This is a genomic window from Polynucleobacter sp. JS-Mosq-20-D10, assembly GCF_018687755.1.
Taxonomy (GTDB): domain Bacteria; phylum Pseudomonadota; class Gammaproteobacteria; order Burkholderiales; family Burkholderiaceae; genus Polynucleobacter.
Genome location: NZ_CP061305.1, coordinates 720883 through 738291, shown reverse-complemented (window position 1 = coordinate 738291; position 17409 = coordinate 720883). Strand labels below are relative to the sequence as shown.

Sequence of the window (17409 nt, the reverse complement as noted above, 5' to 3'; positions counted from 1 at the left end):
AGTAATACAGTGATTAATAAAAAAATATCTCACGAATGTAAAGATTGCTATATCTATAGGCAATTAGCTGTAAAGCTAATACCTACTCTTGAGGGGTCCCCATACTATCTATCGTACAACCAGCATCAGACTAGACAACCGAGTGACCAAGCCTACTGAGTCAGGCTAGGAAAGTAGCCACTCAAGATCAGGTAGAAAAAGTAAAGCGAACCCAAAAATATGAAGATGCCAATGACATACTGCGGATAACGTATTCCCTGTTCTGGCATGCCCTTTTTTTTACCGCTCACCATTGATCTGACCAGATTCTGTCTTTCGATCAAGCTCATGCCAATTGCTGCAATGATATGGATGATGACTAAGCCAAGAGCCAAACTAGCAACTGCTTCGTGAGCCTCTGATGCAAGGTTGCCTAAAAACTCTTTAACCGATAGATAGCCTGTTAAGCCAATTAACAGTATGAGCAACATCAGCGCAAACATGACTAAACCACCCGCTGGATTATGACCAACAGTGTGATGAGGATGACCACGTAACATGGCCATAAAATGCCCTATTACCGCCTTAGGACTTTTAAGGAACTGACTAAATCTAGCGTAACGGGTACCAATAACGCCCCACACTAATCGAATAAGGACAAGCAAGCATGCGGTGTATCCAAATGCATAGTGAATCAAGGTCCAGCGCTCACTCTCTGAGCTGAGCCACGCACCTGCAAAACAAACCACTAGCAGCCAATGAAAAACTCTCACTGGCATATCCCACACCATAATGGCTTGCCTCACTTTGCCAGTGGCACCAACTGCGTCATTCAGGGGATTATTCATTTCGCTGGGATCTTAATGTTCTTCTCACTAAAGACGCCATTAGCAGCATCGATGTGACAAGCACCACAATTGGCTGGGCTCTTGATGCTTGCCCGCTTCCAAACCTCAGACCTCACCTCATCATGCTTACGAATAAACCAAGATGTTTTAGTGATACGGTTTTCAGGGGCAGTCTCACTGTACTTTTGTCGAGTAGTCGCATTCTTAAGCAACCAAATAGTAATGTCATTCTGAGTCTTTGAATCCAAACTAGCATCGGTACCGAAGTGCTTTGAAAGACTAGACATGACATTCTTCCAACTCTGCTGACTTAAGAGTGCTGGTGGATAGGCCATATGACAACTAGCGCACTCTGCCTCATAGGAGGCTGGCATATCGGTAGGCATCGCCATTTTTCCCGCGAACGTAGGCGAAGAGATCAATAACAAGGTAGCGGCAATCAATACAGTTTTTTTCATTTTGTTGGGATTCATTAAATGGTCATTAGCCAAGATAGAACATCTGCTTTTTCTTGCGAGGTGCAGTCCCTGCCGAGTACATCATTGCAATTTCGCTTAAACCATTTCTCTGCCTTAGCTTCATTAGTAAAGCGGGTGGGATTGGCGCTAGGTGCTAATGGCTTAATGACCTTCCCAGTAACAATATGTTTGGTGTCGTGATTAGGGGGATTTTCATGGCAGGATGCACAGCTCCATTCCTTACCATGCTTAGCGTTAAAGAATTGCTCTCCGCGAGCCGGGTTTGCTTTACCAGATTGAGTCTCATAGGATTTCAGCAAGACTTGCGGCGTTGCTGCACCAACCGCAAGGGCCATACCCATTAATACGAACCCCGAAAGTAACTTTAAAAGCACATACGCCCCTATTGATCCCATTTGCTGAGTATGTGCCTTTTAAAAGACTGAAGATTGCGATAGATCAATAAATAGTATGGAATTAAGCCTGTTTTTGACGAATTAGCCCTGAAAACTCATTCTGATTAATAACATGAGTAATACAATCTCCATAATTGTTAAAGCAACCATATTTATCAATTACCCCACTATCGCTCACAGGTAATGTGATTCAATTTATTAAGGATTAATGCTGTTATGAAAAAAGTAATTATTGTTGTTGTTCTTGCTGCTATTGCCGCCGGCGCTTACTTCGTTCTAAACCAACCAAAGGCTCCTGTTGCTGCTGTAGCTGCCCAAGAGACTGCCCTCATTTATGACGGTGAAGTCATCAATATTGATGCTGCAACCCGCACTGTTACCCTCAAGAATCAAGATGGTGAATCGACTATCGTTGCTGGCCCTGAAGTAAAGAACTTTGCTGAGATTAAAGTAGGCGATCGTTTTGACGTTGTTTATGAACTCGCTGTTGCTATTGAGTTGGTTAAGGTCAAAAGCCCAGGCACAACTAGTGAGCAAGTTACTACTGCCACTACTACCGCCCCACAAGGCGATAAGCCAGGCATGATCACTACCAACACCATTACTGCTACTGCTAATATTGAAGCAATTGATGCGGCTAAGAACATCGTATCTTTAAAAGGTCCTCAAGGAAATATCTTCAAAGTGAAAGTTCAGAATCCTGACTTAATGAAAGACATTGCTGTAAATGACCAAGTTAAAGTGGTTTACACAGAAGCGATTGCTGCCGTAGTAAGCGCACCAACTGCTAAAAAGTAAAGCAATAACGCCTTTCTAGTTACTAGAAAGACAAAACCCCAGCAAGTGATTGCTGGGGTTTTTTATTTGGCGGAAGAGGTGTCCGCAATACCTACCCGTATATATTGGTCTGTAGGTCAATAATACGTAATGTCCCTTATTTGTACAACTTTGATTACACTATCCCGATAGAGCAAATACAGGGGGTGTATATGAGTGGATTAAGCAAAGAGGCGGCGCGTAAACGCGCTGAGGTTAACGCTAGAAATATCGTATTACTAACAATGCGGCAAGAGCCCGAGAACCCGATCTACCGTAAGCAATATTTGATACGACAAAGCCCGCCGCTAGGCTATATCCCGCCTCGTACAGAATTAGAGCAAGTCTTTAGGGGTTGGGTAGGCGGTTAACCTTACTGCGAGGTAAGGTTAAGTTAACCGATCTACGTAGATCGGTTAAAAAAATGCTTAAAGAGTAGCGAAAAGTATCAAGCATGGTTAGCCGCTAACGGCTTGGGGGATATTGGTACTCGAGTATTACAAGAGGCAACCCAAGTAACCCGCGCTCGGGCGCGTGTTAAAAAAATGCTTAAAGAGTAGCGAAAAGTATCAAGCATGGTTAGCCGCTAACGGCTTGGGGGATATTAGTAAGGTCGTATTAAGTCAGGCAACAAAGTTAACGTTAACTCGGGTTAATGTTAAAAAAATGCTTAAAGAGTATCCCGAGTGCGAGGTAACAATGCTCACCTTACTGCGAGGTAAGGTGCAAAACTTATTTAGTCGTGTAGACGGGTCGGGTATTCAATGCGGGGTCGTTAGCGTTTAGGCATTGAAAAATAATGTCGTAATTACTACCACTCTTGCCATTACTTCTACCGCTTACATTTTGTATTAGCGTCTCTTTGTTAAGACTCTTGCAATATTCGTTAGCTTGCGTAATAGCCTCTTTTTTTGCCCTAGGCGCGTTATCTGCGTCAAACATTGAATCGGATACGCCTACGGTTATTGAGAAAGTATCTTTTCCCATAGGTAATGCACCCGAAGTAGAGACGCAACCACTAAGAGCTAGTAGAGCTACCGAGCTAGTTAGTAAAAATCTCATGAATACCCCACGTATTTGGTTATGATATTTACTATTATTACCTGATATAGCCCGACCGAGGATTTTATGAGCCCCATTAAGACCGTAGCCGCAGTAGCCCTTACCTTAGCCGCTAGCCATGCCCTTGCTGAGTGGGTAGAGATTGGTAGCGGTCAAAAAGGTGGGGCTAACAATAGTACGACCTACACCATGTACTACGACCCAGCTAAGACTACTGCTGGGGTATCTAAAGACTTCAAAAAGGTAGTTGTATTGCAGACCTATGAGAAAAAGCAACCGCTAGAGAAGGGCGTTAGCTTTATTTCGCTCGCTACTCGTATGGAAGTCGATTGCGTAAACCAAAAATTTCAGCCCGTCGGTTTTTTCTTTTACTCTGAGCCTATGGCTGGCGGCAATATTGTTAAAACAATTAGCGAGCCGTCTTATAACGTCAACTGGGAATACCCAGCGCCTAACTCAGCAATGGAAACGCTCATAGAGAAAGTCTGTAAGCGTTAATCTACTCGCCTCGCCTCGTTTTCTCGCCGTGGTGCTTTAGGCAAAGGGTTTGTAGATTTGTTTGGTCTAAAGGGTCGCCGCCTTGGGCAATCCATTCTTTAAGCGGGATAACGTGGTCAACCTCAGGGTTCTCTACGTTATAGATACCCTCTTTCTCGCACTCAACGCAAAACGGGTGCTCGGCTAAGTGATAGCGACGAGTATTAGCCCATGCTTTAGTGCGGTATAGCTTTTGACCTATATCGTCGCGCCTATAAATATCGTAGTCGGCTTTATTCTTTTGCTGAGTGTGCTCGGCACAATAACGAGTACCGTGTGGCACTACGCGGTGGCAACCACCTCTCGAGCACTCTTTATTTTGAGCCATTGGCATATTAAATTACCCCTCTCTTAATATCGCGGTGATAGTGACCTACGCAGTTCGAGCAGAGTTTTGCGGGTGCACCGATAGCGGTCGCAATGCTCTCTAGCTTTAAGCAAACTTGGCAGTAAGGCTCTTTCTTATTTTCGTTAAGCCGCTTGGCTTTCCAATCTACAAGCGTTGGTTTAGTCATGTTGCTACCTCAGTTAAACGAAAAGCGCCTTTTGAGCGCTTTCGTAGTTATTCATTTGCATTTAAAGCCCTGTTACGGTTGCTGATAGGGGTTAGCTTTCAGCCGCTTTAAATTACTTCGCCCCCATTAAAAAGGCTCGCCGTTGTTTGGAAAGGAATTCCCCCCGTCGCGTCTCAGGCACTACTGGAAAACCAAGCAACTCTTTCGAGCCACTTGTTAAAAATCTTGCAAGGGTTTTGAGTCCCCTTGCACGACTATTTCTGCGCCGCCAATCCGACCAAGAGTTAGAGCGCAGAGAATTACTTACTTAGTTGCTACTTTTGCTAATGCGCCAGTTACAACTAAATTAGCGTCACGTACTAAGGCAACTGCACGAGCCTCAGCAAGCAATACTCGCAAGTTCTTAACAAAGTCGTCGGCAGTAGTGCCAATGTCGATACCTACGTTTTCACGTACGGCTAAATCGAGCCCTGAGCCGTCTAATGAAGTAGCAAGGTATGAGCCTTGTGCAACACCAGCCGCCGCACGAATAACGCCAGCGTAAGCCTGAGGTACTTGGATAAAGTCGCCGTTAGAGTTAGTCGCCAAAGTGATTGCGGCAAAGTCGATAGGGTTAACGAATACAACGCCTGATTTACCGTAGCTCTGAATTTGAGCAACTGCGCCCAATGCAGATAACAACGGTGTAGACATAGTTGCACCAGCAGTACCCTCAGCAGTCGCAGTAGCTACGATATTTGCGTCAACTGAACGAGCAATAGCGCCGTACATGATTGAGCCGATAGCTTGTTGGATTGCTACTTGATCGTCGAGCGCTTGAGTAGAAATCTTTACCCAACCAGCGTGCGTAAGCATTTCAACCTTTTTAGGTGTTGATACAACGGCTAATTCTTTCTTGAGGTCGCCTTCTTTAACTTGGATTGCGCCGCTATCTGCGGTTGTCAATACTGAGTAATCAATAATCGCGGCAGTAGTGCCAAAAGAATGGATTTGAGAAGCGATAGAGAGTTGCTCTGCTTGAGCGAATACGCCGATATTTTGGCTTACTGGATTCAAGTAACCAGCGCTTACGCCTTGCAAGAGGGTGCTCTTAGTAACGTCTACAGACGCTTTAGCAGTCATGTTGCCTGAGTTAGACAATGCGGCTACTAAAGATTTGAGCTCAAGACCTGAGGCAGTAGAAGTTACGCCATAGCCTTTAGCGCTAGCTTGCTTCTGTTCAATATCCATGACCCTTTGAGCCAGCTCTGAGAATTGTGCGCCTTTTGCTTCTAATGCTTGAATGATTTGGTTATGTTCCATGATTCGATACTTTCAAAATTTAAGTTGTAGTAGTGCCTACGTAATAAAACGGGCAATAAGTATTTCGTTCGCTTGGGGTCTTAGTCTCTCTGCGTCACGTAGAGCCGACTGTGATCGGTCGCTTGCCTGTTTGAACCACTACGTCTCGTAGTGTCTATTCAAACTGCATACCTCTACGTTAGCAAAACTAAAACAGACGTGCAAGCCTTTATTTATATGGCTTTGCGTGTAATCGTGTATCTACTTTTATCGACTGTTTGTTAATTGATTTTGCTCTCAGGAATATTAGCTTTTAGCGCAACTAAGAAAGCCTCGCACTTCTTTAACGTCCAATCTTTACCAAGTTTTACTAGCGTCTCGTAAGAGTCTTTAGGGCTAGCAAGACCTGATTCGATAGCGATACTCTTACCAAGTCCCGCAAAATCTTCGGTATCAAGTTGTTTAAGCGCCGCAATGAATACAAATACCTGAGCCTTCGTTAGTTGGGTTTGAGATTTAACTGTCTCGAGGTCTTCAAATATTTGTAGCACTAAGCCAGCCTTGTGCGTGAGTGGGATATGTTCGTTCATTTTTATTTTTAACTAATATTTGGGTATTAGTTAACCTTTCCTAAGTTGTTTAATAGCTTTGGCTATTCCTATTTCTATAACCGTACCTATTTTTGGGTTCATTTTGAAATTCACGAATTCAGAGCTAGGGCGACGATCCGCAAGAGTTTTAAGTAACCGAGTTAAACCACCCCCCAAGTTCTTTAGAGCCCTATGGTGACGCGCAAACTCTTTGGGAATACCCGAGGGTGTCGTCGCTTTAACTCTTCTCTAATCAATCGTAGTTACTTTCTTTTTTACATAAGCATTTAATGCGCTTGCAGTTGTATAGAAAAGAAAGCCCTTAAAGTTTTTATTGGAAAGCGTGTACTGCTCGTCCTCATATTCCTCGAATGGGTGGTAGCAAACTCTTACTACATTAAGACCATTAGGCAATGACCTCTCAACGTAACCCTCGAAATAGAGGTTATCTACTGTTGGCTCTTGAGATAAAAAGTACATACCCTCGAATGTTGGTACGGTGTAGTTAGATTCTTTAGTCATAGTATTTCTTTCTTAAATTGGTAGTCGTAAGTCTTGTCGTAAGTCTTCGTAAGTCTCGTAAGTCTTCTTTGAGACATACGGTTAATAGTGGTCGTAAGTATGTCTATTCCCTTAAGGGATAGACCATACTTACGACACTAACGATTAAGGTGGTTTTATAAAAAATACAGGCATGAGACTTACGACCCTTTGATAAATAAATAGGGTGTTTTGTTGCCCTGTTTATTCGTAATGTCGTTAGCCTCTGCTACTTTTCCCTCATTGAGTAATACCGTTAAAGCGTTGTCTATCTGCTCTTTGCTTAGACCTTTAGATAGCTTGGGGTCTGTAAGCATTACCTTGGCTACGTATAGCTTTGCTTGCTTTGCGCCTGAGTAGTAAACGCCACGCTCTGCACCGCTAGCGATAAGCTCGAGAATTGCCGCCTTACCCTTATCTATATCAACCTCTTTGCTATAGGCGCTCTTTTTGGCTACCGTTGCCTCATTGATTAGAGAAAACGCCTCACCGTTGAATTGAGCCGTAAAGGTATAGCTAAGGTCGCCGTAGTTATTCTTCTTGCATGAGAGCCGTACATACTCACCCTTGGGTTCTAAAAACGTGCGATACCTAACGTGGTTATGAAAGGCCACAGAGCCAAAATACTCGGTGGTCTTACCCTCGTCGTTAGCCTTGCCTGTATGCCCTACAAAGAGGATTGCGCGGTCTTTGCACAAGCGGGTTAGTGCGGTAATGAATTCGCCTATTAACTCGTCTGCGACCTTTGAGCTAGCTAAAACCTTGCTTATGTTGTCAATCAAGATAAGCGTAGCCCCGACCCTCTCAATTTCGACCTTAAGAAAGTTAAATAGGTCTGTTAGCTTTAGCTCGTTACCTACCGTCCTAGCAAGATAGCTCTCGACCTCAGTAAAGCTATAGAGGTGCAAGTTTTCCAAGGTATCAGCAAGCGGTACGCCGTACATTTTGCATATACCTTTTTGCCGCCTTGCTAACTCGTTGCTATCGTCCTCGCAAAACATTGCTAGCACCTTGTATTTTTTACCTTCGTGCACTTCCCCGAAAGTATCTTTACCAAGCGCTAGAGACGTTGCTATCTGTTGGCAGAGAAAGCTCTTACCTATGCCACCTTGCCCAAATAGTCCTGATACCGCACCCATAGGAATAAAGCCTTTAATGAGCCATTCCCTAAGCGGTGGGTCTTTATCTATCCATTGAGCAAGGTCTACCCGAGTTTCGATAAAGGGATTTACTAAAGGTGGCTCGGGCTCTTGCAATACTTGTGCCTTAGCAACCTTGCGCGACCCCTTTTTAGGCTCTGTACTTTCGGTAGCTTTGAGAAAATCTGAGGCTTGGTTGCTCGAGCTTGATATTCCTGCCCAGTACGCGGTTTTTTCTTCGGGCGTGAGGGCTTGTATTTCTTGAATAGTTAACTTACTCATACACGCCTCACAATTCTTAGCACTTGCGGGCGCGGTGCTTGACGATTAGAATTAGCTAAGACAATTTTTAAACATGGTTTAAGAGTTGCCTTGTTAATATCCTGTAGTTGATTAAGCGCTCTGCCCGTGAGCGCTTTATCTTTTGGTCTTCGCATTAGTCGTCCAATCCAAGAGGTAGATCGTCAATGCGGCTCTTAAGCGGATATAGCGCAGTAGGAAATACTGATAGCGTGAGCTTTTTACCGTCTTGGGTAACTATGTCAATGCCGCCAGTACCCTCGATTAAGAGTTGCTCAATGTCTTGGGCTAGCTCGCTCTGTAATAGGCTCTTGCTCATTGAATCGCCCCCTTACTCTTAGCTAAGGCAACGGCTTTAATTACCTCGGGCTCAGCCTTAACGCTCTCTACAAAATCGGCGCTTCCTGTAATTGCCATACATAAGCACTCGTCTTTACCGAGTTCGTCTGATAGGTCGGCAACGAGTGAGCCGACGGCTTCGTCTTGCCCTATAACAATCAGCTTGCAGTGGTTTTCCTCTAGCGTTAGCAAGGCTACCGCTTTTGCATTTGCGGTGATTGCAAAGTCAGCTACGCCTCTTGTAATTCCGCTTAATTTTTGGTAATTGGCTTTTAGGTAGGCGGTTTCCATTACGGTAATGTCTAAGCCATTAAATGAGTTATCCATTATTTGCCCTCCTTCTTTACGCCGCTCATTTCGAGTAGCTCAGAGTGAAAACGCGACTCTATCCATACAGGCTTGTTGCCAATGATTAGGTGCGGGCGCGGAATTTTGCCTCGGGTAAACCAATCGGTAACGCTTGCGTCGTTCTTAAGCCCCAATAGAGCGCGAACGTCTGCGCGGCGCAGATAAGTTGTGGCTGGTACTTCTTTTATTTCATTGTTTAATGCAGTCATGTTCTAACTTCCAAAAGGTGCACACACGTACTACCAACTGCTTACGTTTGTTTACCTTTCGGTGCTAGAGCTAGCGCGTTGCGCTAAGTCTGCGTACGAGTCCGTCGAGCAAACAAACGAAAAATAGTTTTCGTGTCTGCGTCCCCCACGGTCTCGCATAATGCGAGTCTTGCATTTCTGCAATAACGCTTACTGCTGTGTGCTAATTAAAAAAATACAACTCTCTTTAACGCAATCTAAGTTTATATACCCCCACGGCACTTAACTTAAATATGTACTCAATCAAGTACACGGAAATAAATATACAACAACTTTCTAAATCTACAAACTTATAGCCTCAGCTATTTAAATTATCGGTGCACCTATATTTTTAGCTCGTTAAATACTTCGTCCACTTAGTTAGTAGTTGCTCGCGCTCTTGCATATACAAAGAGCGGTCGTAAGCGTCATTAGTAGCGTGAGCCAAGCAAGCCTCGATCACTTCTTCGCGTGCGACATTAGTCTCTTTAGCCCATGTTTTGAATGTTGCGCGAAAGCCATGCGGTGTGAAATGGTTAGGGAAAAGTTTTTTATCACGGTCTTTAACTAGCGCCAACATTGCGCCGTCACTTAGTGGCTTGTCACCATATCGAGGTGATTGGAATACGTAGCCCTTCTCGGCGTGAGGGTGCGCCTTAGCCAGCTTTAATACTTTTAACGACTCAGCCGTTAGCGGTACTAAGTGAGTCCTACCCATTTTCATATCAGTATCAGGCACGGTACGTAACTTACCGTCAATCTCTGACCACTTAGCAAGTAACGTCTCTTTCGTTCTGCCAGCCGTGAGCATGGTAAATCTGAGTGCTAGCTTTCCCATGCTGAGATCGTCTTGCGCTAACCATTGGTAAAACGCTGGGGCTTTACGCCAATCTAATGCGGCATGGTGTCCCTTCTTTACCTTGGGCGTACCTTGCTCTAATGTTTTCTTTAAAGCGTCGGGCAGATTAAGCGTTACCAACTTCATTAAGATCGCTTTGTCCCATATGTCGCTAAGACGTTGACGTAAGCGTCGTCCAGTTACAGGCGTTTTCTTAAGCACCTTTAATAAGGCAGTCTCGAGCTCTGCAACTTCAATGCTGGATATATCGCGATCATATAAATCAGGCACGCCAGTTTTGATCGTGTTTATCCATTGGGCTTTGTGCTTTTCGTTACCCCATACGCGGTTATCGTGAACGGTCTCGGCGATTGAGCCAAGCGTATGCGTTTTGAGTGTCTTAGGCTTAACGTCGATACCGAGGGCTAATGAGCCCTTGATTTTGAGAGCCTGTTCCCTAGCTACTGAGAGACTGATCTCAGGAAAGCCGCCTATTGAGTGAGTCTTGCCGCCAGCGTTAACGTGCCAGCGTCTACTAGCCCCATTTGAGCGTACAAATAGGAATAAACCGCCCCCGTCTGCGTGCTTTCCGTCGGGCAGTTTGTGTAGTGTGGTGGGGCTTAGTGCCGCCCTAGCCGTCTTAGGTAATCGTGTCATTCTGTCCCTTATCTGTACTTAGATAATGTCTAGCTGATACCGATTGTACCCGACGCGTATCGACTTGTATCGACTATGAGACCTTTGTATCTATTGGTCTCTGCGGCGTATGTTGCTTTTTACTGCTTTTTATAACTACCGTAATGGCGGAAGAGGTGAGATTCGAACTCACGGAGGACTTTCATCCTCGCCAGTTTTCAAGACTGGTGCATTCAACCGCTCTGCCACTCTTCCTTTGCGAATTGAGTCCTAGATTATAGAGAACTTTTGATTTGTTCCTCTAAATGTTGGGCAATTGCCAAACAAGAGGTAAGGCCCGGGGACTCAAAGCCATAGAGGTTAAATAGTCCGGCAAGCTGGTGCTGCTCAGGTCCTTCAAAGTAAAAGTCTCCTGCTGGGGCGTTTGGCGGTACGATTTTGGCTCTGACGCCCGAGTAATCTGCTTGTAAAGAGCCATCTTTTAGGCCTGGCCAGTACTGCCTGACTGCCGCATAAAAACTGTCTCCTCGCCCTTGATCAACTGTGTAGTTAATCTGACATTCCTCGTTAATGTCTAGCCATTCCACATCTGGACCAAACTTGGCTTGACCACCCATATCGAGAGTCAGATGAACGCCTAGCCCACCGGGCTCAGGGATGGGATAAATCAAATGATTGAATGGGGATTTACCAGATAAAGAGAAATAATTTCCTTTTGCGAAGTAGGCTTTGGGTATTCGGTCTTTCGAGAGCCCTTCAATCTTTTGGGCCAGCGCTGGGGCGCTGAGTCCCGCACAATTAATCAGCAACTTCGTCTGAATAGTCATGCCATCAGTACCACCAATGGTGAGCTCAAAACCAGCTCCGGCATCGTTGCCAATCGGTTTAGCGCCAAGCAAGGGAGATTGATAAGCAACCATACCGCCTGCATCCTCAAACCCGCCCAACAATGACAACATTAATCCATGACTATCCACCACACCCGTTGAACTTGAGAGTACTGCTGCCTCACATTGCAACTGCGGCTCCAGCGCTTTAGCCTGCGCACCTGAAATCATTTTGATATCGGGGACTTGATTGTTTTGGGCTTTATACAAAATAGCTTGCAAATCATCTAGCTGACTAGCATCTGCAGCAACAATTAACTTGCCGTAAGCTTGCGTGCTCACTTGATGACTGCGGCAGTATTCATACAAGAGACGATTACCTTCTACGCAGAGCCTAGCCTTTAGAGAATCCTTAGGGTAATAAATCCCTGCGTGAATCACTTCACTATTGCGCGCACTGCTGATGGTTCCAAAAGAATCCTCACGCTCGAGCAAAATCGTTTCTCGGCCCTGCAATGCCATCTCGCGAGCAACTGCTAAGCCAACTACTCCAGCGCCTACTACTACGCAATCAACCTGCTCCATCCGCTATTCCTGACTTGATTTCAGATATGTCTCAATTTTGTAATGACTTTTGCCTAAGATAAAGCCTTGTTATTGATGAAATCGTAACATTTTCAGCGTTTTGAGGGGATTTTGACATCCTTATTGATAAAATCTAGCCATGTCTGCGCACGCTCAATTAGCCAACCAAAGCACTCACTCCGCCCTTGATGTGGTGCTCGATACTGCCTATCAAGGAATTGATACTGCTAGCTGGAAAAAGCTCTTTGCTTATGCTCGTCAAAATCATCTTGAGCAATTTATTGCGGATATGTTCGCTGGTAAGCATATCAACAATAGCGAAGATCGCCCAGCCCTACACTCCGCGCTCCGCAACTTAAGCAAAACGCCAGTCATGATCGATGGCAAAGATGTTATGCCCGCTGTTTCTGAAGTTTGGCATCGTATCGACGCGCTGTGCAATAAATGGGTTGGCGTAACTGATGTCATTCATATTGGCATAGGCGGATCAGACTTTGGTCCTCGCTTAGCGATTGAAGCATTAGCCCATGTTCCCGGCATTAAAAGCCGCGGCATGCGGATGCATTTCTTGGCTAATATTGATACTGCTGAGTTAGCGCGCATTCTCGCTCACGCTCAAGCGCATAGCACTCGTGTCATTGTGGTCTCGAAGTCATTCACGACTCTTGAGACTTCCATGAATGCCAAAGCCGTTGTTGCCTGGCTTAAAGACAACGGTTGCACTGCTAGCCAAATTACCTATTCTTTGTATGCAGTCACTGCCAACATCCCTGCTGCTATAGACTTTGGCGTAAGTGAAGACAATATCTTTCCTTTCTGGGATTGGGTTGGTGGCCGCTACTCTGTCTGGTCGGCAGTAGGTCTACCGATTGCCTTGCAATATGGCTTTGAGACCTTCAGGCAATTTTTAGCTGGTGCCGAAGCAATGGATTTGCATTTTAAGAATGCACCTCTTGAAGAAAATCTCCCCGTCATCATGGCGCTCTCTTTACTCCACCAGCAAGAGAAACACAATATCAAAGCCTATGCCGCTATTCCGTATGCAGATGCCTTAGATTGGTTTCCGAAGTGGTTACAACAGCTCGATATGGAGAGTAACGGCAAGAGCGTGGATCGCGATGGCAAGGCCGTTAAGCATTCTTCGCCGGTAGTATTTGGTAGTGCAGGCAGCAATGCCCAGCACTCGTACTTCCAACTCTTTCATCAAGGTACAGAAATCATTCCAATTGATTTCATTGCCGTTCGTGAGCCTATGAGTGATAGGCCAGAGGCTGTAGCGCATCACCGCATTCTACTTTCCAACTGTTTAGCACAAGCTCAGGCATTGGCAAGCGGTAAGTCTGCTGCGAATCCAAATGATGTCCATCCAGGTAAGCGCCCAAGCAACTTGCTATTACTACCAAAGCTCAATGCTTTTTATCTGGGTACCCTGCTTGCTCTCTACGAAAACCGTACTGCGACTTTAGGTGCCCTATGGAATATCAACAGCTTTGATCAACCTGGTGTGGAATACGGCAAAGTACTAGCCAAGCCGATTGAGAAAGCACTTGCGAGTCATCAGAATGATATTGCTGCCAGTGCAGACATTGACGCTGTTACTGCAGCCCGCATTAATCTATTAAATTCAAATAACTAGTTATCGCTCAAGCAATACTTGAGTGTTTTTTACTGAAAGATCTGTAATGCAATTGTCTCCATCTATTTTTAAAGCTTATGACATCCGCGGAATTATTGATGAGACCCTAGATCCCTCTATCGCCAGACTGATTGGCCAAGCCTTTGGCACTGAAATGCGTGAGCTTGGTGAAACCGATATTGCCATTGGTCGTGATGGTCGTCTTTCTGGTCCTAGCTTGATTGAGGCATTAACAGAAGGTCTGCTCTCTACTGGCATTCATGTGATTGATCTAGGCATGGTTGCTACACCGATGGTCTACTTCGCTGCTAATCACACCATCAATGGCAAGACACCTCAGTCCGGCATCATGATTACCGGCAGCCATAATCCCCCAAATTACAACGGCTTCAAAATGGTTCTGGGAACAGCGGCGATTTATGGTGAAAAGATTCAGGATTTGCGTAAACGCATAGAAGCTAAGAAATTTACTGTTGGCCAAGGAACACGTAGCACCTTTGATATTTTCCCAATGTACCTCAACTACATCGTAGGCGACATCAAGATTGCTCGTCCCATGAAGATTGCCGTCGATTGCGGCAATGGTGTTGGCGGTGCATTTGCAGGTAAATTATTTAGAGCTTTGGGTTGTGAAGTTCAAGAATTATTCTGCGAAGTCGATGGACGTTTTCCTAATCACCATCCGGATCCAGCCCATATTGAAAACCTGCAAGACCTCATCAAGAACCTCCAAACTACCGATAATGAATTAGGCCTTGCCTTTGATGGCGATGCCGATCGCTTAGGCGTAGTAACTAAAGATGGCCAAGTCATTTTCCCAGACCGCCAAATGATGCTCTTTGCAAAAGATGTACTCTCCCGCAATCCTGGTGGTCAAATTATTTACGACGTAAAGTGCACTCGTAATCTGGCGACCTATGTGAAAGAGCATGGTGGCGAACCCATCATGTGGAAAACTGGCCACTCTTTAGTCAAAGCCAAGCTCAAAGAAACTGGCGCCCCACTGGCTGGTGAGATGAGCGGTCATATCTTCTTTAAAGACCGTTGGTTTGGTTTTGATGATGGTCTTTACACCGGCGCACGCTTGCTAGAGATTCTTAGTAAAGAGACAAATCCGAGCGACACTCTCAATAACCTGCCAAATGCCATCTGCACACCAGAGTTGCAGTTGGCCTGCGCCGAAGGCGAGCCATTCGCCTTACTAGAAACAATCAAAGCCAATGCGAAGTTCCCAACATCCGAGTCAATCAATACGATTGATGGTGTGCGAGTGGAATACGCCGATGGCTTTGGCCTGGCCCGACCTTCCAATACAACACCAGTTGTAGTGATGCGCTTTGAAGCAGATAGTGAAGAGGCTATCCAGCGTATACAGGCGGAGTTTAAAGCGGTGCTGTTAGCTGCAAAGCCAGAGGCAAAGCTACCGTTTTAAGTAATTGAAGTGGGCTGTCGCCAGCTTGCGCAATAGAGATAAAATTACCCATGACTTCTACTGTTAGCACCCCTATAGTCTTTGATTACCCCCAGCAGAACGCGGCCGGGGCAACATGTACAGCTCAAGCTTGGGCCAAGACACCTCCCCAACTACATGGCGCTGAAAAAGCTGCTGTGCTTGCTCGTATTAAGCAATTACTAATCGAAAAAGATGCTGCTTTAGTTGCTCATTACTATGTTGATGGAGATATACAAGACCTTGCAATAGAAACTGGTGGCTTTGTTGCCGACTCATTAGAAATGGCGCGCTTTGGTAAAAATCACCCTGCCAAGAACTTGATTGTGGCTGGTGTGCGCTTTATGGGTGAATCTGCCAAGATTTTAAGCCCTGAAAAGCGCATCTTCATGCCCGACCTAGAGGCGACCTGCTCTTTGGACTTGGGTTGTGATGCTGCTGACTTTGCCGCCTTTAGAGCCCTTCATCCGGATCGCACTGTGGTTGTCTATGCCAATACCAGCGCTGCCGTTAAGGCACAAGCTGATTGGATGGTAACGAGCTCTTGCGCTTTAGCCATTGTTCATCAACTCAAAGTTGAGGGTAAAAAAATCTTGTGGGCACCTGATCGTCATTTAGGTCGCTATATTCAGGAGCAGGCTGGCGCTGATATGTTGTTATGGAATGGTGCCTGCATTGTTCATGATGAATTTAAAGCGGTTGAATTAGAGATGCTCAAAGCAGCCCACCCTCAAGCCATGATTTTGGTTCACCCAGAATCGCCACAAGCAGTAGTAGATTTAGCGGATGTTGTTGGCTCTACTTCTGCCATGATCAAAGCCGTAGTAGAAGGCGCTGCTACTGAATACATTGTGGCCACCGATAATGGCATATTGCATCGTATGCGCCAATTAGCTCCCAATAAAGTATTGATTGAAGCCCCTACTGCTGGTGATAGCGCTACCTGCAAGAGTTGCGCCCACTGTCCCTGGATGGCCATGAATGGCTTACAAGGTATTCTGAATTGTCTTGAGAACGCCTCTGGTGAAATTGTTATCCAAGAAAATATTCGAGTGAAAGCATTGGGTTGCATCGAGCGAATGTTAGATTTCACCCAGAGTCACCCCGACCTACTTGCAAAGGCGCAACATGGCTTTGTGAAGAATATTGGTGCCGCTTAATTCAACTTTTAGACTACAGATGCATGTTTGATTACAACGAAACCTTAGAACAGGCACGGCAACGCAATATTACTGACGCGCTGCTGGAAGATATTGGTAAGTGCGATTGGACTGCCCAACTGGTTCCCAGTAAGCCTGTACACGCACAACTGATCGTACGCCAAGAGGCCGTGCTCTGTGGAGTTGATTGGTTTGAAGGTACTCTCAAATACTTAGACCCCGCAGCAAAAGTCACTTGGCATTACTTAGAGGGCGACTTGATGAAGCCCGATACCAAAGTTTGCGATATTGATGCAAATTCTCGAGCCCTACTCTCGGCTGAGCGTCCCTGTATTAATTTTTTACAAACACTATCTTGGACTGCCAGTATTGCGCGTCAACATGTTGATGCGATTGCAGGCGTCAGCCCCAATCTAAAAGGTTGCGCAGTACTAGATACTCGCAAAACCATTCCGGGATTACGTCAGGCGCAGAAGTATGCGGTACGCGTCGGCGGTGGTCAAAATCAACGTCTTGCACTTTGGCATGGCATCTTAATTAAAGAGAATCATATTGCTGCCGCAGGTGGTGTTGCTGCTGCCGTGAAAGCTGCACAGGCTTTAAATTCCGGAGTAGATATTCAGGTGGAAGTAGAAAACTTGACTGAACTGAAAGAAGCTTTAGATGCTGGCGCCAAAAATATCTTGATCGATAACTTTACTACCGAGCAAATGAAAGAAGCTGTCGCCTTTACCAATGGCCGCGCCTTGTTAGAGGCCTCTGGTGGTATCGACCTAGATCAGATGCGCGCCATTGCCGCTACGGGCGTTGATCGGATTTCTCTCGGAAAGCTCACTAAAGATATTAAGGCCGTGGATTTCTCAATGAGAATATCCGCATAGT

At 45.4% G+C, this 17409-nt stretch carries 22 protein-coding genes and 1 tRNA gene; 7 read left to right on the top strand and 16 right to left on the bottom strand.

Annotated elements, in window-relative coordinates; all coding sequences use genetic code 11:
- Positions 1–152: 152 nt before the first annotated feature.
- From FD967_RS03795 to FD967_RS03785, 3 genes are read right to left on the bottom strand one after another with little or no spacing between them, the layout of a single operon-like run.
- Positions 153–827, bottom strand: coding sequence for a cytochrome b/b6 domain-containing protein (locus FD967_RS03795; RefSeq protein ID WP_215326802.1), 675 nt, complete (start codon positions 825–827; stop codon positions 153–155).
- Positions 824–1285, bottom strand: coding sequence for a diheme cytochrome c (locus FD967_RS03790; protein WP_251369086.1), 462 nt, complete (start codon positions 1283–1285; stop codon positions 824–826). The genes FD967_RS03795 and FD967_RS03790 overlap by 4 nt, the downstream gene beginning before the upstream one ends.
- Before the next feature lie 14 nt (positions 1286–1299).
- Positions 1300–1641 carry a DUF1924 domain-containing protein gene (locus FD967_RS03785; RefSeq protein ID WP_215327155.1) on the bottom strand — a complete coding sequence of 114 codons (342 nt, stop codon included), beginning with the start codon at positions 1639–1641 and terminating at the stop codon, positions 1300–1302.
- A 276-nt stretch (positions 1642–1917) separates the two neighbouring features.
- On the opposite strand from FD967_RS03785, the gene FD967_RS03780 reads away from it, so the two are divergent.
- Both FD967_RS03780 and FD967_RS03775 read left to right on the top strand, forming a co-directional pair.
- Positions 1918–2499 carry a hypothetical protein gene (locus FD967_RS03780; RefSeq protein ID WP_215326801.1) on the top strand — a complete coding sequence of 194 codons (582 nt, stop codon included), beginning with the start codon at positions 1918–1920 and terminating at the stop codon, positions 2497–2499.
- Between the two features lie 191 nt (positions 2500–2690).
- The gene (locus FD967_RS03775) at positions 2691–2888 is read left to right on the top strand and encodes a hypothetical protein (protein WP_215326800.1); all 198 of its coding nucleotides are present in this window, start codon (positions 2691–2693) and stop codon (positions 2886–2888) included.
- Between the two features lie 361 nt (positions 2889–3249).
- Here the strand turns inward: FD967_RS03775 and FD967_RS03770 are convergent, their stop codons facing one another.
- Positions 3250–3579, bottom strand: a complete 330-nt coding sequence (locus FD967_RS03770) for a hypothetical protein (protein ID WP_215326799.1) — start codon at positions 3577–3579, stop codon at positions 3250–3252.
- Positions 3580–3645: 66 nt separating this feature from the next.
- On the opposite strand from FD967_RS03770, the gene FD967_RS03765 reads away from it, so the two are divergent.
- Positions 3646–4077, top strand: a complete 432-nt coding sequence (locus FD967_RS03765) for a surface-adhesin E family protein (RefSeq protein WP_215326798.1) — start codon at positions 3646–3648, stop codon at positions 4075–4077.
- 1 nt (position 4078) lies between these two features.
- On the opposite strand, the gene FD967_RS03760 is transcribed toward FD967_RS03765, so the two are convergent.
- The 12 genes from FD967_RS03760 to FD967_RS03705 all read right to left on the bottom strand — a co-directional run bounded on the left by FD967_RS03760 (position 4079) and on the right by FD967_RS03705 (position 12281).
- Positions 4079–4444 carry an HNH endonuclease gene (locus FD967_RS03760; RefSeq protein ID WP_215326797.1) on the bottom strand — a complete coding sequence of 122 codons (366 nt, stop codon included), beginning with the start codon at positions 4442–4444 and terminating at the stop codon, positions 4079–4081.
- Between the two features lie 7 nt (positions 4445–4451).
- Positions 4452–4631: a hypothetical protein gene (locus FD967_RS03755; protein WP_215318953.1), complete on the bottom strand. Its 180-nt coding sequence runs from the start codon at positions 4629–4631 to the stop codon at positions 4452–4454.
- A 303-nt stretch (positions 4632–4934) separates the two neighbouring features.
- Entirely contained in the window at positions 4935–5933 is a 999-nt protein-coding gene (locus FD967_RS03750) for a hypothetical protein (protein ID WP_215326796.1), read from the bottom strand.
- Between the two features lie 260 nt (positions 5934–6193).
- The gene (locus FD967_RS03745) at positions 6194–6502 is read right to left on the bottom strand and encodes a hypothetical protein (RefSeq protein WP_215326794.1); all 309 of its coding nucleotides are present in this window, start codon (positions 6500–6502) and stop codon (positions 6194–6196) included.
- A gap of 249 nt (positions 6503–6751) precedes the next feature.
- Positions 6752–7024: a hypothetical protein gene (locus FD967_RS03740; protein WP_215326793.1), complete on the bottom strand. Its 273-nt coding sequence runs from the start codon at positions 7022–7024 to the stop codon at positions 6752–6754.
- Positions 7025–7203: 179 nt separating this feature from the next.
- Positions 7204–8463 (bottom strand): AAA family ATPase, encoded by a 1260-nt coding sequence (locus tag FD967_RS03735; RefSeq protein WP_215326792.1) that lies wholly within the window; start codon positions 8461–8463, stop codon positions 7204–7206.
- Between the two features lie 154 nt (positions 8464–8617).
- A complete protein-coding gene (locus FD967_RS03730; protein WP_215326791.1) occupies positions 8618–8800 on the bottom strand; it encodes a hypothetical protein in 183 nt (60 codons plus the stop codon).
- On the bottom strand, positions 8797–9147 hold the full coding sequence (locus FD967_RS03725; RefSeq protein ID WP_215326790.1) for a hypothetical protein: 351 nt from the start codon (positions 9145–9147) through the stop codon (positions 8797–8799). Before FD967_RS03725 ends, FD967_RS03730 begins: the two co-directional genes overlap by 4 nt.
- Positions 9147–9377: a hypothetical protein gene (locus FD967_RS03720; RefSeq protein WP_215326789.1), complete on the bottom strand. Its 231-nt coding sequence runs from the start codon at positions 9375–9377 to the stop codon at positions 9147–9149. Before FD967_RS03720 ends, FD967_RS03725 begins: the two co-directional genes overlap by 1 nt.
- A 370-nt stretch (positions 9378–9747) precedes the next feature.
- The gene (locus FD967_RS03715; protein WP_215326788.1) at positions 9748–10890 is read right to left on the bottom strand and encodes a site-specific integrase; all 1143 of its coding nucleotides are present in this window, start codon (positions 10888–10890) and stop codon (positions 9748–9750) included.
- A 144-nt stretch (positions 10891–11034) separates the two neighbouring features.
- Positions 11035–11124: transfer RNA gene (locus tag FD967_RS03710), tRNA-Ser, on the bottom strand.
- 20 nt (positions 11125–11144) lie between these two features.
- Positions 11145–12281 (bottom strand): NAD(P)/FAD-dependent oxidoreductase, encoded by a 1137-nt coding sequence (locus FD967_RS03705; RefSeq protein WP_215326787.1) that lies wholly within the window; start codon positions 12279–12281, stop codon positions 11145–11147.
- A 139-nt stretch (positions 12282–12420) separates the two neighbouring features.
- On the opposite strand from FD967_RS03705, the gene pgi reads away from it, so the two are divergent.
- The 4 genes from pgi to nadC are packed head-to-tail and all read left to right on the top strand — an operon-like array spanning position 12421 to position 17408.
- Positions 12421–13917 carry a glucose-6-phosphate isomerase gene (gene pgi, locus FD967_RS03700; RefSeq protein WP_215326786.1) on the top strand — a complete coding sequence of 499 codons (1497 nt, stop codon included), beginning with the start codon at positions 12421–12423 and terminating at the stop codon, positions 13915–13917.
- Between the two features lie 46 nt (positions 13918–13963).
- On the top strand, positions 13964–15349 hold the full coding sequence (locus FD967_RS03695; protein WP_215326785.1) for a phosphomannomutase/phosphoglucomutase: 1386 nt from the start codon (positions 13964–13966) through the stop codon (positions 15347–15349).
- Positions 15350–15399: 50 nt separating this feature from the next.
- A complete protein-coding gene (gene nadA / locus FD967_RS03690) occupies positions 15400–16527 on the top strand; it encodes a quinolinate synthase NadA (RefSeq protein WP_215326784.1) in 1128 nt (375 codons plus the stop codon).
- A gap of 23 nt (positions 16528–16550) precedes the next feature.
- Complete coding sequence (gene nadC / locus FD967_RS03685; RefSeq protein WP_215326783.1) at positions 16551–17408, top strand: carboxylating nicotinate-nucleotide diphosphorylase; 858 nt, start codon at positions 16551–16553, stop codon at positions 17406–17408.
- The last annotated feature ends 1 nt before the right edge of the window (position 17409 follow it).

Coding starts and splice junctions, on each gene's coding strand:
- FD967_RS03795 (WP_215326802.1), bottom strand. CDS start 827: ATGAATAATCCCCTGAATGACGCAGTTGGTGCCACTGGCAAAGTGAGG.
- FD967_RS03790 (WP_251369086.1), bottom strand. CDS start 1,285: ATGAAAAAAACTGTATTGATTGCCGCTACCTTGTTATTGATCTCTTCG.
- FD967_RS03785 (WP_215327155.1), bottom strand. CDS start 1,641: ATGGCCCTTGCGGTTGGTGCAGCAACGCCGCAAGTCTTGCTGAAATCC.
- FD967_RS03780 (WP_215326801.1), top strand. CDS start 1,918: ATGAAAAAAGTAATTATTGTTGTTGTTCTTGCTGCTATTGCCGCCGGC.
- FD967_RS03775 (WP_215326800.1), top strand. CDS start 2,691: ATGAGTGGATTAAGCAAAGAGGCGGCGCGTAAACGCGCTGAGGTTAAC.
- FD967_RS03770 (WP_215326799.1), bottom strand. CDS start 3,579: ATGAGATTTTTACTAACTAGCTCGGTAGCTCTACTAGCTCTTAGTGGT.
- FD967_RS03765 (WP_215326798.1), top strand. CDS start 3,646: ATGAGCCCCATTAAGACCGTAGCCGCAGTAGCCCTTACCTTAGCCGCT.
- FD967_RS03760 (WP_215326797.1), bottom strand. CDS start 4,444: ATGGCTCAAAATAAAGAGTGCTCGAGAGGTGGTTGCCACCGCGTAGTG.
- FD967_RS03755 (WP_215318953.1), bottom strand. CDS start 4,631: ATGACTAAACCAACGCTTGTAGATTGGAAAGCCAAGCGGCTTAACGAA.
- FD967_RS03750 (WP_215326796.1), bottom strand. CDS start 5,933: ATGGAACATAACCAAATCATTCAAGCATTAGAAGCAAAAGGCGCACAA.
- FD967_RS03745 (WP_215326794.1), bottom strand. CDS start 6,502: ATGAACGAACATATCCCACTCACGCACAAGGCTGGCTTAGTGCTACAA.
- FD967_RS03740 (WP_215326793.1), bottom strand. CDS start 7,024: ATGACTAAAGAATCTAACTACACCGTACCAACATTCGAGGGTATGTAC.
- FD967_RS03735 (WP_215326792.1), bottom strand. CDS start 8,463: ATGAGTAAGTTAACTATTCAAGAAATACAAGCCCTCACGCCCGAAGAA.
- FD967_RS03730 (WP_215326791.1), bottom strand. CDS start 8,800: ATGAGCAAGAGCCTATTACAGAGCGAGCTAGCCCAAGACATTGAGCAA.
- FD967_RS03725 (WP_215326790.1), bottom strand. CDS start 9,147: ATGGATAACTCATTTAATGGCTTAGACATTACCGTAATGGAAACCGCC.
- FD967_RS03720 (WP_215326789.1), bottom strand. CDS start 9,377: ATGACTGCATTAAACAATGAAATAAAAGAAGTACCAGCCACAACTTAT.
- FD967_RS03715 (WP_215326788.1), bottom strand. CDS start 10,890: ATGACACGATTACCTAAGACGGCTAGGGCGGCACTAAGCCCCACCACA.
- FD967_RS03705 (WP_215326787.1), bottom strand. CDS start 12,281: ATGGAGCAGGTTGATTGCGTAGTAGTAGGCGCTGGAGTAGTTGGCTTA.
- pgi (WP_215326786.1), top strand. CDS start 12,421: ATGTCTGCGCACGCTCAATTAGCCAACCAAAGCACTCACTCCGCCCTT.
- FD967_RS03695 (WP_215326785.1), top strand. CDS start 13,964: ATGCAATTGTCTCCATCTATTTTTAAAGCTTATGACATCCGCGGAATT.
- nadA (WP_215326784.1), top strand. CDS start 15,400: ATGACTTCTACTGTTAGCACCCCTATAGTCTTTGATTACCCCCAGCAG.
- nadC (WP_215326783.1), top strand. CDS start 16,551: ATGTTTGATTACAACGAAACCTTAGAACAGGCACGGCAACGCAATATT.